Genomic DNA, 13,211 nt, shown 5'->3' with positions numbered 1-13,211 from the left:
ATGCTGGCCGGAATGAAATCGGAATGGGTGGCCGGCTTCGTTTCGGAATCAATGGCCGGCTTCATCGGAATACGCACAGCCTTGCGCCGGGTGCTGCCGATCAGTTTGCAGAACATGTCGATCGCAAGGTCGGTGATTGCCGCCTGCCTCTCGATGACGAACGCCGTCAGCGTGGCGTAGCGGCGCTCGGATGTAAGGCGTCGTATCTCACGGGCATGCAGAATGCGGGCGTCCCGGGCGATGATGCCATAGCGGTTGGCATGGATCGTTTTACGTCGCTCATCGGAAATCGCCGCCGAACGCAGAACCTCAAGCCGGGCAATCAGGCCCTTGAGGTTTTTCAGTTTCGTCCCCTCCGGCGCTTCCGCAATCCAGCCGAGATGGCTCCGATCACCGGACCGATCGATGAGAAGCTGATCAAGCGCCTCGATGGACGGTTGCTCCATGCCCCGGATCAAGCCGCGATAAGCCTGTCGTCGCGCTGCCGCCCGGCCCGCCATCGCCAGACGTATCAGCAGTTCCGGCACAGGAACGAGCAGCTTCCTCTCCTTCAGGGCTTCGATCACGGCCTTGGTGATCGGCTCGCCTTGTTCGGTAGCGGCTGCCTCGCGTGCCGCCGCGGTGATCAGGGATCGATAATCGCTCGCCCGGACGGGCCGGAGATCCAGTGCGACGACAATCTCCCGCGTATGTTCTCGACGGGTTTCCTCCCGCTGGGCATAGAGTGCGAACACCGCAGCGTCGATGCCCAACTGGTCGGCGACAACGGAGACGACTGCCTGAGGCGGAACTTCCCCAGCGCGGAGCGGACGACCGAGATCACGCACCAGGGCGAGTTGGATGGCAAAACCCAGACGATTATGCGATCGGCGATGCGCCCTGCCGAAAGCGATGTCCTCAGCGGACAGCGCATAGCGCGCGAGGGCCTCTTCATAAACATCGGGTGGGTCGAACAGAACGGTGCGCGACTGCGCGTCGAGGAAGGCCATCGGTCACACCCGCTCTCAAACTGGGGGAGCAGGCTCATCTTCTTTGCCCGGTCCGGTCCATCCGGTTCGCCGCAATGTATCGATGAGAGTCGAGCGCGGCACCTTGAATGTCCGACACACCGACGCCTTGCTGGCGCCGGCTTCCAGCGCCGCCAGAATCTGCTCAACCTTTTCGGTGTCAATCGTCGGTGGCCTACCGCCCTTGCGACCGCGCCGGCGTGCCGCCGCCAGTCCAGCGTTGACCCGCTCCGTGATCAGCACTCTCTCGTATTCGGCGAGCGTGCCAAACAGGTTGAACAGGAACGCACCGTGCGAATTCGTCGTGTCGATAGCTTCCGTCAAAGAGCGGAAAGCGACCCCGCGCATCTTCAGATCCTCAACGATTCTGATCAGGTGGGAGAGTGATCGGCCCAGACGGTCGAGCTTCCAAACGACCAGCACGTCACCCTCGCACAATTCCGCAAGGCAAGCCTTCAGCCCCGGCCGATCGTCGCGCGCGCCCGAAGCGCGATCCTGATGCAGGTGACGCTGATCGACCCCGGCCGCGAGCAGGGCGTCGCGCTGCAAGGCAACCGACTGCCGCTCATCACCGCTCGATACCCGCATGTAACCGATCAACATGCACGACAAACCTCAAATTCCGTGTTGCCGCACAGTCTCACATTCCGACAGGGTTTGTCGCGCAAATAATTGCCCAGTCACCCCGTCGATTTCGACCCGCCGAACCGCTACGCGGAAATCATCCGTTTTCCGTCACGCCAAAAATCTCTTAGCGGGTAATATTGCAGAGATTCCCACGGAGCCCCGCTATGGCCGCATTGTCCTTCCCGGAATCGCCGGAGTTCGGGCCCAAGGTCGTTTCGAGGTTCGTTGGCTCAGTCATGGTCATCGATCGAAGGCCGCGAGGCGTCGTTCAGGAAACGTGGGCTTCGGGCGAGAGCGCCCACTATCATGTTTATCACGCGGCCTGCCGCGATCGCGGTGACGTCGTTGACATCGCGGGAAGGTGTCATCTCCACGATGTCCATTCCCACGACACGCCCCTTGCGGACAAGGCCCTGCAACAGGGCACGAAGCTGATGGTAAAGCACGCCACCGGGCGCGGGAAAGGCGACAGCGGGCATTACCGAAGGGTCCATGCCATCGGCGTCCAGCGTGATATAGTAGTTCCCGCCATCGGGAATACGGTCGAGTACGCCCTGCATACCGACTTCGTGCAGATCGTACGCCGATACGATGTGGGCACCGTATTCGGTCGCGGCCCGAACCTCGCTGGCACCCGCGCTGCCTTGACCGCGAATGCCGATCTGGAACATCTCCCCGACATGCGCCATCTCCGAAGCGCGACGCATCGGACTGGAATAGCCGTCCGTCACGCCGTGAACCTCGTCGCGCCAGTCGATGTGGGCGTCGATCTGGATGATCGTCAGCTGGCCGTCATGCCCGGAATAGGCCTTGAGGACCGGTATCGGTATCGAGTGATCCCCGCCGAGAACGATCGGCACCGCCCCGGCGTTCAGGATTTTACGGATGGCGTTTTCGATGCGTACCGATGTACCCGCCAGATCCTCGCGATCCACGGTGACGTTACCGCAGTCGACGACCTTGATTTCCCTCCCGTCGAGTACCGTGCCGCCGACGTCGAAATCGAACCGCTCGTCCATGGACTGAAACCGTCCCGACGCTGCCCTGATGGCATCGGGAGCGTTCGCCTGGTCGCAATCTAAAGCTTCGGCGCTGTAAGGCCGCCCGATCGGTGCGCCGATGACCGCGACATGTGCGTCGAGCTGATCGAGGTCGGAGACCTTCGGGCATGAAAATATCGTCCCAACGTCGCTGTACTCGGTTGGCATAATCCGTTCTCCAATGTGCATGATGGACCACTTCCCTCGGAAGGTGTCAGGGTGAAACAGGGTCTCCGGCGGAGGGGGTGAATTGCGGGAGGTCGTGCCGCTGGATGACTTCGTCAACCGGAGCGTCGCGTAGGACGCGGCCTTTATCGAGAAGAATGGCGCGGTCTGCTACCCGCCGCGCGAAACCGAAATCGTGGGTCACGATGGCCATCGTCGTTCCCTGGGACGCGAGTTCCCTGAGGTAGATGCCTGCATTCGACGCATAGCGTTTTCAGCTAAAAGGCGAGAACGGTACTCTAGAAGGTTTTGAAAACAAAAAAACGCGGGGCCTCGTCGAGGATACTGTATTTGTATGGCAATAACGAATTCATTATCTCATTTAATACTTTGATATAAGCAGATAGAATGCTGTTTCGCAAGGAATACGCTAGGATAAATTTTTTCTAGGAGGAAATGCCTATTTTGTATTTAGGTCACATTGGTGAATTTGGGACATGTTTTGCTGATTTCCACAAGTATCGCGAAATCAACGTGCTTCTCGGCGGTGTCGTAGTTCCATAATTTTGCTTATGCAATCAAAGGTTGCATTAAAGAATGCCTACATATAAAGGGATCACATGATCTGTTCTAACTGATGATCCACAAGGAATTTTAAATGCGACACTGGCTGGACAAGCTGACCGACCTCGCCGCCATTCCTGGCGATGAAAGCATATTGAAGGACGCGCTAGCAAACTTTACCGAACAGATCGGTTTTATAGGCTATGCCTATCTGAACATCAAGCCAGGACGCTCACTCGCAATCTCGAACTATCGTCGTGAGTTTCAATCCGACTACTTCGCGCGAGGCTATCTTGCGGTCGACCCAGTCATTCGACGCGCCAAGTCCCTGAAACGAGCCTTCACCTGGAGCGGTAAACAGGAGAGTCCACGGCTAACCAAAGCGGAACGCTTGTTCTTTGCGCATGCAGCCGATTTCGGAATTCGCTCCGGCATCACGGTGCCCATCAAGGCCGCACACGGTTCCATGGCGATGTTCACGCTTGCCTCGGAGAAGCCGGCAATCGACATGGACCGCGAGATGGACCCTGTCGAAGCTGCATCCGCGGTCGCGCAACTTCATGCCCGCATCAATCTCGCTGATCCGACCCCAAGTGTCGAAGAGCCGATTGGTCTCGATCCCAAAGGGGCCGCCTATCTCAGCTGGATCGCTGTCGGCAAAACGATGGAGGAAGCGGCGGACCTCGAGGGCGTCAAGTACAACAGCGTGCGCGTCAAGATCGCCGAAACAAAGAAACGTTTCGACGTGCACACCCTGACCCACCTGACCGCCGTCGCTATCCGCCGAAAACTGATCTGAGCCTCAGTTCACCGACACTTTCGGAATATGACCAAGAATGGTGACCAGCGTGTTCACCACATACATCTGCGCATGCATCTCCATGCAGGACTGGATGTAAGTGAGGTGCTGCGCGCCGCCCGCCTCCTTACCGGATTTGTAGGTGTCGGGCAGTGCCTGGAACAGCCGATCTGCAGTATCGACCAGACGCCGATGGGTCCTGATAGCATCGACCGTCAAGCTCTCCAGGTCAGACTTGGGCAGACCCTGCGTCAGCCCGTACACGGGACGCATTTCCAGTTTGTCTTCCGATGTCGGCGCGTCCGGTGTCATTCGATCCAATCTCCGGCTTGTCCGCGGTGCGCCCCCGCAAACGTTAATCCCTGATCCCAAGCCGGGGGTTGGAAACTGTACTCGGACAGTCCTGCGACCTTTAGTACCGAGGCACCTGGACATACGTCACAGGCCCCCGGCCAAATGGCCAGAGGATTCTGATGTCGAAACGGCCGACACCAACCACCGAGTAGAGGTTTCCACACCCCGAGGCAGCGCGTACTGCCCTGCCCGCCCTTATAGAGGGCGGACGCTGAATTCGCCAGTGCAAACATGCACATGATCACGTAAGTGGCATAGTGACCTTCGCGAGCATCAATGTCATTTGGCACCGATCCCCGAGAGATCTACACGAATACCCGCCTTGTTGGGATCGTCGCTCCGGGCTCCGTTCGTGACAGGATCGCTCACTTCCTCCCCGGCAGAATCTGCGGACGCGTCGATCGTGGACTCGTCCCCACCAGGTTCAGGGGCCTTCACCTCACCAGGGTCCGGCGCGCGGAATACGGCCATTCCCTCGAAATACCCCGTCTGCCAGGCGATGATCGCATCATCGAATACCTGTGGCAGCACTTCCTTCGCCGTCGGGTCGCCATACCATTTCATGACGATCCGGTAGACCTTGGCGAAGAGCGCCGAGCCCATGCGGAGATTTTCACAAGGATCGACCAGGTCCGGTTTCAGCGCTCCGGCCTCCATGATGCCAAGACCCGCCGGATATTGGGTGACGCCGACACGCACGATGTTGCGGCCGACATGCTGGCGGATCAGTTCCATCGCCTCGCCGGACGTGGCGGGCTTCGGCACCAGAACAATGCGGTTCCCGGATCGAACCGTGATCGCGAGTGGTTCCTGCGACCCCGCCCGCTCGATGAACTGTTCGACAATCGCGGGCTTTAAGCCCGGATCGGCGCATTGCTTGATGAGGGCAGCATCGACCATCTGGCGATCTCCATTATGTGTTGAAGGCCATGACGACGGGCAGGTCGAAGAGCTTAGCCCAGGCGGTCACGCTCGCCTTCTGGATAGCAACGATCGAGGTGCCTTCGGTCCACCAGCCGTTACCCGTTGCGACGATGACGCCAGGGGAATGCAGCATCGACTGCAGGACCGGCCAGAGGATGAGTTGCTCGTAGCAGATGAGCGGCGCAATCCTCGTTGTCCCAACCTCCACGACCGGGTTCGCGAACAGGTGCGCCTTGGCGCCGCCGCCCTGCCCTGTCCATCGCAACCATGGCTGCCACATGGAAACCGGAACCGGCATGCGCTCCTTGTAGAGGATGCCAGCGGCGCCGGAACCAACCGCCACTATGACGTTGTCGTAGCCTTGCGCATCGATGACGGCTGCGCCGGCGACGACCGTGAGGTCGAGCCCGTTCAACCCCTCCCGCCAAAGGCGAGCGACCGTCGGCGTCCAGAAGCCGAGCGCGCTCTCCGGAAAAACGACAACTTGCGCGCCCTTACTTGCGGATATGCGCGCTGTGGCGATCAGGCCACGGTGATGCTCGAGCGACCCGTCCCGGCCAAGGCTTCGTCCCAATTCAAGGTCTACGCCCATCCATCCTTCCGGTAGATTCGGCCCTGTCCACGTGGCAGTGGACCAGAGCCAGAAGCCTGCGAGGCCAATGGCGGCAGCCGACCAAAATCTCGTCACCATGACGAGCAAGCCGGCCGCAGCCGCAGCTAGGCCCCACCATCCCCATCCGGGAAACAGTACGCCGGCTGCGGTCAGCGGATGCGCCCATCCGGTGATGCCGAAGGGCGGTAGCCCCGTCAGCACCGCTGCCGCCAGATAACGCACCGCCCTTCCCTTTCCCGGTCGCCTTGTCCACGCCGCCGCATGCACGGCGACGAAGGAGGCCGAGGCCGCCATCCACAGCAGAAGGCCCGGCCAAAGATCGGATGAATAGAAGTTTGCAACTCCCTGAGGCAAACCGCGCGAGGCGGCCAGAAAATAGCAGGCTGACACGAGCGCCGCGACCCTGCGCGATGGCGACATCGCCCACAGCGCCGGGAAGAGCATCGCAACCGGAAGGGCGAGCACATTGCCGCTCCAGCCGAGTGAGCTGCAAGCGACGGATGCGACGATGAGCAAGGCGGATCGCCAACGATCCGAAATATGATCACGGATCGAAGGTGATGACCGGCCGGGCAAGGCCGAGAAGGCCGCTGTCGGGGACCGACCCGAAGTATCGGGAGTCATAGGAGCTCGCAAAAGAAGAGTAGAGATAGAGATGTCCTGATGGCACGATGCCACCAGGATATGGCGTGATCGTCCTGTCCTCCCCGTCCGTCTTCCGGACGACAGATGCGGCAAGGGAACCGCCGTCGATCACGACGTGATCCGTGATTTCGACATGCTGTCCGGGAAGTGCTGCGATCATCTTGATCAGCGGCGCGAACCCACCGGCGCACAAGCCTCGTCGGAGATACCCTCGCCGTCGTGCCTCCTCGAATATTGCGGTCGGGGGCGGGCAGATGAAGACGAGATCTCCGGCCTCGAGCGGACGATTGAGTTTCTCGATGCGCCAGAGCCCGAGCGGCTCGCTCGGCGTCAGGTTCAGTCGATAGCCACCGACGACCGCAGCCGTGACGAGGCCCGCGATAGCAACCAGCGACGTGCTCAACAGCATGATCGCACCGCGTCGCCTCATTGCTTCACAACCGGGCTCTGGCGTTGCGCGAGACGCAATTCCTCGACCTGCCGCAGGGTCTCGGTCGTACGCTCATGGGCGGCGAGCTGCTGGGCCGTGCGCATGACTGGCCAAGCTTCCTTCAGGCGTTCCTTCTCCTGTGGCTGCATTCCCTCGGAGAGCTTGTCGAAGAGTTTGCCCGATGGCTCACGTGCGGCATTGGTCAGCAGGGTGCGTTCGCCAAACCGTTGGGCCACAGCCTTGTTGAACTCGTCAATCTCCAGCTTCGTCTCGCGATTGCTCAGCGCATATGCAAGTGCGGCCGGCAGATCGTTCCTGTCGATCGCGTCGCGTACGCGCTCCAGCACGGCGCGCGCGGCCGGAGACAGCGCCGGTATGTCGATCGAGACACGCTGGCGCAGCGTGTTCTCTTCGGCTTCATGCCGTTGCACCGCGCTCTCGCGCATCTGCAGATAGCGTTCGAGGTCACGCCTGAGCGCCGGCACATTGATCTCGGCGATACGGCGCGCCTCGCGCTCCGCCTTGCTGGCGAGAATGCCGGTCTTGCCCCTGAGAGGACCGATCGACGCCGGCTCGGCCTCAAGCTTCTGAAGCGCCTGTCGCGCCATGTCCTTATCCGCCAGCACGGCGTCAAAGTTCATCGCCCGGAAGGCAGTTTCGGGATCGGCGAACACATAGCGGAACCGGATCGAAACCTCCTCCCAGTGCCTCTTCAATGCGGGATCAACGTCGAGCTTTTGCCCGACCGCGTCCGCAACGGAATTCTCGAACCGAGTTATGCCGGCGACCATGGGTTTCGACTCCTTAGCTGATTGGGTTGGCGGGGATTGCCGCAAGCCGAGCCGTTCGCCGAGAGCGCGAAGGCGGCTCGCGAGATCGGTGAGCTTGCTTTTCTGGCGCAGCGTCCAGTCGAGCCGGTCGCGCAGCAATGTTCGCGCCACCTGCAAGATGCGCAGCCCTCGGTTTTCGGCGAAGGCGAGCGCCTCGCGGTAGAGCGTACCGCGCTCGTAGTCGAGCGTCGTCTCCTTGGCGTTTCGCCGCGATAGGATCTTGGCCAGCCCGCCGTTCATCTCGAAGGAGCGGCGACCGAAATAGACCTGAAGGTCCTCTCGATGGCGCGTCATCGCGACATAGGTCAGGTGGCGATCCAGAGAAAGGGAAGCCAGTACCTTCACCCTATCGACGGTGGCGCCCTGGCTCTTGTGGATCGTGGTGGCATAACCGTGGTCGAGATTGTTGTAGAACCGCTGCTCGACCCTCACCTGCCGGCGCTGATCGCCCTCGCCCACCACCGCGACGATGCGGTTGGGCGCGGCCTCGATCACACGGCCGATCATCCCGTTCTTGACGTCGAGCGAACCCTCGTTCTTCAGGAAAACGATCTGGTCGCCGGCGTCGAACTGGCGGGTGCCGTCGGCGGTCCTGAAGACGTGTCCCTCTCCGACGATACCGCGCTCGACCAGCTTTGCGCGCGCCATCATGTTCAGCATGCGGACGTCGCGGCGCAGATGCGCCAGCATCAGCATCGACCTGGCGGGATCGTAGTCGTGGTTCCAGGCCGAGATGAGGCTCTCGACGGCTTCCGATTTCAGGTTTTCTCCAACGACATGACCGCGAGTGCGATAGGCCAGCAACCCCTGTTCGATGTTGCCGCGCGCGAGATCGAGCGAGGCATGCCGCATCCACTCCTCGCGCTGGCGGTAGATCGTCTCGAGCTCGGCGTAACCGATGCGATCGACGATGGCGCGGAAGGCAGCACCCGCCTCGATCGGCTGCAGTTGCTCGGGATCGCCGACGAGCACGATCTTCGCCCCCGCCCTGACGACGGCTTCGACGAATCCCGCCATCTGTTTCGAGGCGACCATGCCAGCCTCGTCCATGACGAAAACGGTCCTGGCATCGAGCGTGTCACGCCCCTGTTGCCACCGCAGCTCCCAGGAGGCGAGTGTGCGGGAGACGATGCCCGCCTCCTTCTCCAGTCCCTCGGCCGCCTTGCCGGCAAGGGCACCACCGACCACGCGATATCCGGCGAGTTCCCACGCCTCACGGGCCGCCTTCATCATGGTGGTCTTGCCAGCACCTGCGCGGCCGACCACGGCCGCGATGCGCGCGGAACCCGCAACATGCTCGATGGCAGTCCGCTGTTCTTCCGACAGACGCGAATGACGGGCGAAGGTGGCCTCCAGCACCTTGTCAGAGACGCCATGCGACGCGCTTGCCGCGAGCCAGCTCGATCGACGCGCCATCTCCGCCTCGAGCCGAATCAGCTCGCGCGTCGTGTAACGGGCCGGCACTCTTTCGCCGGTCGCGAAGTCGATTGTGTCGCGCTGGAGACGCAGCACCTCCGGGCTCTGTATGATCCGAGCCAGAAGCTGCTGGAACACGGCCGGATCGTCGACATACCGGTTCAAAACCTTCGCGACATCCCGGCTGTCGAAGACGCTTTTCTCCCGCGTGATCAGGTCGAGCACGATCGCGGGATTGCGCAGAATACGGCGGGTATTTTCGCTGCGGCGTTTCTCGTTCAGCTCGATCCGTGCCAGCTCCGCCCGGACGCCTTGCCTCTCCGCCTTGCGCTCGATGGCCTTTGCCCCGACGCCGAGATGGATGGTCGGCTCAAGATCGATGCCCTGCTTCTCGTAGGAGCGGCCGTCGACGCGCAGCGAGATCCCGTTCAGCGCCAGGTGATGGTTGAGACGCTCGAACCAGGCGTCACGAAAAGCACTGAAGTCATCCGTCCCGCCGGCCCAGAGCTCGTAGACGATCTTTCCCGCCTTGTTGCGCAACGGTTGCCCGTCTTCGCCGAGAACCGGCATCTTCTTCGCGCCAAATCCGTCCTCGGTGAGCGGCCGCAATGTCGTCATCAGGTGGATATGCGGATTACCGGGGTTGTCATGATAGACCCAGTCCGCGACCATGCCCTTGGCGAGGATATGTTTCTCCACGAAATCCCGTATGAGCGCGATGTTCTGCTCGGGCGTCAGTTCCAGTGGCAGCGCGATGGTCAGGTCCTTGGCGAGTTGCGCATCGGAGCGCTTCTCGAAGGCCTCGACCTTGTTCCAGAAGGCTTCGGAGGCTCCCGGAATCGAGCGATCGGCTAACAGCATCCGCGCCCATTTCGGGGCGTCGACGGGCAAGACAAACTCCTCGTGCAGGAGCCCCTGTTTGCGGGTGTAGTCGATCGTGCGGGCCTCGCGCTCGTATTCCATCCTGGCGCAGTGCCGGTAGGCCGCCGACAGCACGGCGCTGCGGCCGTCGCCGCGGCTGACGATGCTGACGGAGAAGTGGGCAATGGCCACGGCGACAAAAGCTCCTGGTTCGAACCTCGTTCGTCGGAGCTGGCCAGGCCATTCAGAGCCCAACGCAAGGCGTCGCGTCAGCGACGTATAATTGCGCCCTTGGAACCGCTCCTTCGGAACGGCCGGGATCATCCTCCAAAGTGTAGGCCTTGCCGACGTGCAAATCTGCACATTTCCTTCCAAGGGCATCCGGAGGAGTTTTGGCGTCGCGCATGCAACGCCAAGACAGCCAGGGAGTGCCACCGGCATGAAGAAACCGTCATCGAAGATCAGGGAAGAAATCGCCAGGCTCCAGGAGCAGCTCAAAGCAGCAGAAACACGCGAGGCCGAGCGCATCGGCAGAATCGCGCTGAAGGCCGGTCTCGGCGAGATCGAGATCGAGGAAGCCGCACTTCAGGCGGCGTTCGAGGACATCGCCGGACGGTTTCGCGGAGGCAAGGGACAGACGACCGGAAAGAAGAATGCCGGCGACGGCAGGACCGGCGGCGACACGTCCACGGCGGTCGCGTCTGGCGCGGATGCGGGCGGCTCTGGCGAGGCTTGAGCGGATGCGGCGAACGACATCGACCGATGCCCGTAAGAAGGACACGCGCGAAAAAATCGAGCTGGGCGGCCTGATTGTGAAGGCCGGCCTGCGCTACGAAAAACGGGCGCTGCTGCTGGGGCTGCTGATCGATGCTGCCGGGCGTATCCGCGGTGACGAAACGGAGCGCTCGCGCCTGACCGCAATCGGTGCGGAGTCGTTTGGTCATGACGGTGAATAGGCTCCTTCTTGCGACCCTGCCCGCGGCATTGATGATCACCACCATGTTGGCAATGCTGGGCATTGAGACCTGGCTCTCGGAGTTCGGAGCATCGCCTCAGGCGAAACTGATGCTCGGGCGGATCGGTCTCGCCCTGCCCTACGCGGCCGCGGCCGCGATCGGCGTGATTGCCCTGTTCGCGACGGCGGGCGCGGCCAACATCAAGACTGCCGGTTTGAACGTATTGGCTGGTGCTTCCGTCGTCTGCATCGCAGCGATCGCACGCGAGGGGTGGCGGCTGCACGCTCTCGTCGATCGGGTGCCTCACGGCCAGTCGGTGTTCGCCTACACTGATCCATCGGCGATGCTTGGCGCATGCGCGGCCGTCTTCACAGGGATTTTCGCACTGCGCGTCGCGATCAGGGGGAACGGCGCCTTCGCGAAAGCAACGCCGCGGCGGATCGCGGGGAAGCGGGCCGTGCACGGCGAGGCCGACTGGATGAAGATGGCTGACGCCGCCAGGCTGTTTCCCGATGCCGGCGGCATCGTGATCGGTGAACGCTACCGTGTCGACAAGGACAGCGTAGCGGCCATGCCGTTCCGGGCCGATGAGGCGCGGAGCTGGGGCGCCGGCGGCAAGTCTCCACTTTTGTGCTTCGACGGCTCGTTCGGTTCGTCGCACGGTATCGTCTTCGCCGGCTCGGGCGGCTTCAAGACGACATCCGTGACGATCCCGACCGCGCTCAAATGGGGCGGCGGCCTCGTCGTGCTCGACCCGTCGAGCGAGGTTGCGCCGATGGTTGTCGATCACCGGCGCAAGGCTGGACGCAACGTGATCGTGCTCGATCCCGCCACGCCCGCGATCGGTTTCAACGCGCTCGACTGGATCGGCCGTCACGGCAACACGAAGGAAGAGGATATTGTCGCGGTCGCGACCTGGATCATGACCGACAATGCGCGCACCGCGTCGGCCCGCGACGACTTCTTCCGGGCATCCGCCATGCAGCTCTTGACGGCGCTGATCGCCGACGTCTGCCTTTCCGGCCACACGGACGAGAAGGACCAGACGCTGCGCCGAGTCAGGGCCAATCTTTCCGAGCCGGAGCCGAAGCTGCGCGAGCGCCTGACGCGGATCTACGAGCAGTCGGAATCCGAGTTCGTGAAGGAGAACGTTGCCGTGTTCGTCAACATGACACCGGAGACATTTTCCGGCGTCTACGCCAATGCGGTGAAGGAAACACACTGGCTCTCCTATCCGAACTATGCGGCGCTCGTGTCGGGCGACAGTTTCTCGACCGATGATCTCGCCGGAGGCGAAGCGGACCTGTTCATCGCGCTCGATCTCAAGGTGCTGGAGGCACATCCTGGTCTGGCGCGCGTCGTCATCGGCTCGCTGCTGAACGCGATCTACAATAGCAATGGCAAGGTCAAGGGACGCACGCTCTTCCTGCTCGACGAGGTCGCCCGCCTCGGCTATCTGCGCATCCTCGAAACCGCGCGCGACGCCGGCCGGAAATATGGCATCACGCTCACCATGATTTTCCAGTCGATCGGCCAGATGCGCGAAGCCTACGGCGGCCGTGACGCGACCAGCAAATGGTTCGAGTCCGCGTCGTGGATCTCGTTCGCGGCGATCAACGATCCGGACACGGCGGATTATATTTCGAAGCGCTGCGGCGACACCACGGTCGAGGTCGACCAGACAAATCGCTCGATGGGGATGAAGGGATCGTCGCGCTCGCGATCGAAGCAGCTCAGCCGCCGGCCACTGATTATGCCGCACGAGGTCCTGCGCATGCGCAGCGACGAACAGATCGTCTTCACATCAGGCAATCCGCCGCTCAGATGCGGTCGCGCCATCTGGTTCCGGCGCGACGACATGAAGGCCTGTGTCGGGCAGAACAGGTTCCATCGCGAAGAAGAGAGAGGTGGATGAGAGCCGCGCTCGAACGAGCTTTGTCTGATGCCGGCGGAAAGCCGGTCCGCGAGAGGATCGCAACC

The 13,211-nt window shown here is 61.9% G+C and carries 13 protein-coding genes; 4 read left to right on the top strand and 9 right to left on the bottom strand.

The window, feature by feature from the left end; all coding sequences use genetic code 11:
- The 4 genes from P7F60_RS27530 to P7F60_RS27515 form a co-directional block, all read right to left on the bottom strand.
- The coding region (locus P7F60_RS27530) for a DUF4158 domain-containing protein (RefSeq protein WP_277920798.1) at nt 1-989 on the bottom strand (989 nt) is incomplete at its 3' end.
- Between the two features lie 15 nt (nt 990-1,004).
- A complete protein-coding gene (locus tag P7F60_RS27525; protein ID WP_055971942.1) occupies nt 1,005-1,610 on the bottom strand; it encodes a recombinase family protein in 606 nt (201 codons plus the stop codon).
- Nucleotides 1,611-1,864: 254 nt separating this feature from the next.
- Nucleotides 1,865-2,842 (bottom strand): agmatinase, encoded by a 978-nt coding sequence (locus P7F60_RS27520; protein ID WP_259030773.1) that lies wholly within the window; start codon nt 2,840-2,842, stop codon nt 1,865-1,867.
- Between the two features lie 46 nt (nt 2,843-2,888).
- Nucleotides 2,889-3,053, bottom strand: a complete 165-nt coding sequence (locus P7F60_RS27515; RefSeq protein ID WP_259030772.1) for a hypothetical protein — start codon at nt 3,051-3,053, stop codon at nt 2,889-2,891.
- A 444-nt stretch (nt 3,054-3,497) separates the two neighbouring features.
- On the opposite strand from P7F60_RS27515, the gene traR reads away from it, so the two are divergent.
- A complete protein-coding gene (traR, locus tag P7F60_RS27510) occupies nt 3,498-4,202 on the top strand; it encodes a transcriptional regulator TraR (RefSeq protein WP_277920797.1) in 705 nt (234 codons plus the stop codon).
- A 3-nt stretch (nt 4,203-4,205) separates the two neighbouring features.
- Here traR and P7F60_RS27505 read toward each other — a convergent pair whose 3' ends face one another.
- The 5 genes from P7F60_RS27505 to traA form a co-directional block, all read right to left on the bottom strand.
- Nucleotides 4,206-4,514 (bottom strand): transcriptional repressor TraM, encoded by a 309-nt coding sequence (locus P7F60_RS27505; protein WP_064334958.1) that lies wholly within the window; start codon nt 4,512-4,514, stop codon nt 4,206-4,208.
- A gap of 321 nt (nt 4,515-4,835) precedes the next feature.
- Entirely contained in the window at nt 4,836-5,456 is a 621-nt protein-coding gene (locus P7F60_RS27500) for a TraH family protein (RefSeq protein WP_064334956.1), read from the bottom strand.
- A 13-nt stretch (nt 5,457-5,469) separates the two neighbouring features.
- A complete protein-coding gene (locus P7F60_RS27495; protein WP_084438771.1) occupies nt 5,470-6,717 on the bottom strand; it encodes a conjugal transfer protein TraB in 1,248 nt (415 codons plus the stop codon).
- Complete coding sequence (gene traF, locus P7F60_RS27490; RefSeq protein WP_277920796.1) at nt 6,638-7,147, bottom strand: conjugative transfer signal peptidase TraF; 510 nt, start codon at nt 7,145-7,147, stop codon at nt 6,638-6,640. Before traF ends, P7F60_RS27495 begins: the two co-directional genes overlap by 80 nt.
- A 17-nt stretch (nt 7,148-7,164) precedes the next feature.
- Complete coding sequence (gene traA, locus P7F60_RS27485) at nt 7,165-10,467, bottom strand: Ti-type conjugative transfer relaxase TraA (RefSeq protein WP_277920795.1); 3,303 nt, start codon at nt 10,465-10,467, stop codon at nt 7,165-7,167.
- Nucleotides 10,468-10,714: 247 nt separating this feature from the next.
- Here traA and traC point away from each other — a divergent pair, with 247 nt between their 5' ends.
- The 3 genes from traC to traG are packed head-to-tail and all read left to right on the top strand — an operon-like array spanning nt 10,715 to nt 13,146.
- The gene (traC, locus tag P7F60_RS27480; protein ID WP_064334954.1) at nt 10,715-11,011 is read left to right on the top strand and encodes a conjugal transfer protein TraC; all 297 of its coding nucleotides are present in this window, start codon (nt 10,715-10,717) and stop codon (nt 11,009-11,011) included.
- A 4-nt stretch (nt 11,012-11,015) separates the two neighbouring features.
- Entirely contained in the window at nt 11,016-11,231 is a 216-nt protein-coding gene (locus P7F60_RS27475) for a type IV conjugative transfer system coupling protein TraD (protein ID WP_064334953.1), read from the top strand.
- Complete coding sequence (gene traG / locus P7F60_RS27470) at nt 11,218-13,146, top strand: Ti-type conjugative transfer system protein TraG (RefSeq protein WP_064334952.1); 1,929 nt, start codon at nt 11,218-11,220, stop codon at nt 13,144-13,146. Before P7F60_RS27475 ends, traG begins: the two co-directional genes overlap by 14 nt.
- Nucleotides 13,147-13,211 lie beyond the last annotated feature (65 nt).

This window comes from Rhizobium sp. YJ-22 (assembly GCF_029601685.1).
Classification (GTDB): Bacteria; Pseudomonadota; Alphaproteobacteria; order Rhizobiales; family Rhizobiaceae; genus Metarhizobium.
Note: the sequence above shows the minus strand (reverse complement) of the source record. Positions and strands in the feature narration are given on the sequence as shown.